This is a genomic window from Arthrobacter sp. HMWF013 (assembly GCF_003061105.1).
In the GTDB taxonomy this organism is placed as follows: domain Bacteria; phylum Actinomycetota; class Actinomycetes; order Actinomycetales; family Micrococcaceae; genus Arthrobacter.
Map to the genome: position 1 here is coordinate 1 of NZ_QAIQ01000531.1, position 1421 is coordinate 1421.

Sequence of the window (1421 nt, forward strand, 5' to 3'; positions counted from 1 at the left end):
GGCATCGTCCTTGCAGGGCTCGCAGGCCCGCTCGCCGGGCTGGTGTTTTCTGACATTGAGGTCTTGCCTGCAGCGATCTTCGGCGTGGTGGTGGGGGCCGTGCTGGTCAGTTTCCGCAGGCTCGTCACACTTCGGGGTGGTCCGCTGAATCTTCTGGCGGCGCTTAGTATGGGCCTTGCGCCCGTCTCGGCGGTGGGTTCGCTGGCTTACTTCATAGACAAACTACTCATTTACTAAGCGTTAGGATGGCATCATGTCCGTACTTGCATTTGAAATCTTTTTCCTTGTCCTGCTCGGCGTCGCCAGCCTGGCCATGGTCTGGTTCGCCGGCTTTGTGGTGTACCGCCTGTTCAAAGGCCAGAAGTAAATTCTTTCCGGAACCAGCTGTTTCCAGAGGTAGTTACTGTGCCGATTGAGATACCAACCGACCTGACCCCCGAACTCGTTCCGCTTTCCTGGCTCATTGGTGAGTGGGAAGGCCGCGGCCGCCTTGGCAGCGGGGACGAGGACTCCGAGCACTTCGTGCAGCACGTGTCCTTTACGCACAACGGACTGCCGTACCTGCAGTACCGCGCCGAAAGCTGGCTGACGGACGACGACGGCATGCGGCTCCGGCCGCTCACCGTCGAGACCGGCTTCTGGGCACTTGAGCGCAAGCAGCTGGAAGGCGACGGCGGCCCGGGCCTTGTCCCCGGCGACATCGTCCCGGTGCTGAAGAGTGCCAGCGACGTCGAGGAACTCCGCAACAAAGACGGCGGATTCGACATCTCCGTATCCATCGCCCACCCCGGCGGGATCTCGGAGCTGTACTACGGCCAGATCAAAGGCCCGCAGATCCAGCTCACCACCGACATGGTGATGCGCGGCAGCCACTCCAAGGACTACAGTGCCGCTACCCGGATCTTCGGCCTGGTGGACGGCAACCTGCTGTGGCGCTGGGACGTAGCCTCGGGTGCCCAGCCGGGCAAGGGCCTGGAGGCCCACGCATCAGCGGTCCTGAAAAGGGTTTCCTGACCAAGGGAGTATCACTGTGGATCAGACCAGGAACACCTCGGATTACAGCGGCCTCAAGGCGCTGTTCTTCAACGGGACCCTGAAGAGATCCCCGGAGACGTCAAACACGGACGGCCTGATCAATATCAGCAGGCTCCTGATGGAAAAGCAGGGCGTCAGCACCAAGGTCATCCGCACCGTTGACCACGACATCGCCAGCGGTGTCTACCCGGACATGACCGAATACGGCTGGGCCACCGACGCATGGCCGGACCTCTACCCCGCCGTCCAGGAAGCGGACATCGTGGTGGTGGCCGGGCCGATCTGGCTCGGTGACAACTCCTCGCAGACCAAAAAACTCATCGAGCGGCTCTACGCCCACTCGGGCCAGCTGAACAGCAAAGGGCAATGGGCGTTCTACCCCAAGG

The 1421-nt window shown here is 61.8% G+C and carries 2 protein-coding genes and 1 pseudogene; all 3 read left to right on the plus strand.

Features of this window, described 5'->3' with window-relative positions; all coding sequences use genetic code 11:
- Positions 1–237, plus strand: a pseudogene (locus tag DBR22_RS18405) (permease); the annotation flags it as partial.
- 168 nt (positions 238–405) lie between these two features.
- Positions 406–1014: an FABP family protein gene (locus tag DBR22_RS18410; RefSeq protein ID WP_108600200.1), complete on the plus strand. Its 609-nt coding sequence runs from the start codon at positions 406–408 to the stop codon at positions 1012–1014.
- Positions 1015–1030: 16 nt separating this feature from the next.
- The coding region (locus tag DBR22_RS18415) for a flavodoxin family protein (RefSeq protein WP_146187568.1) at positions 1031–1421 on the plus strand (391 nt) is incomplete at its 3' end.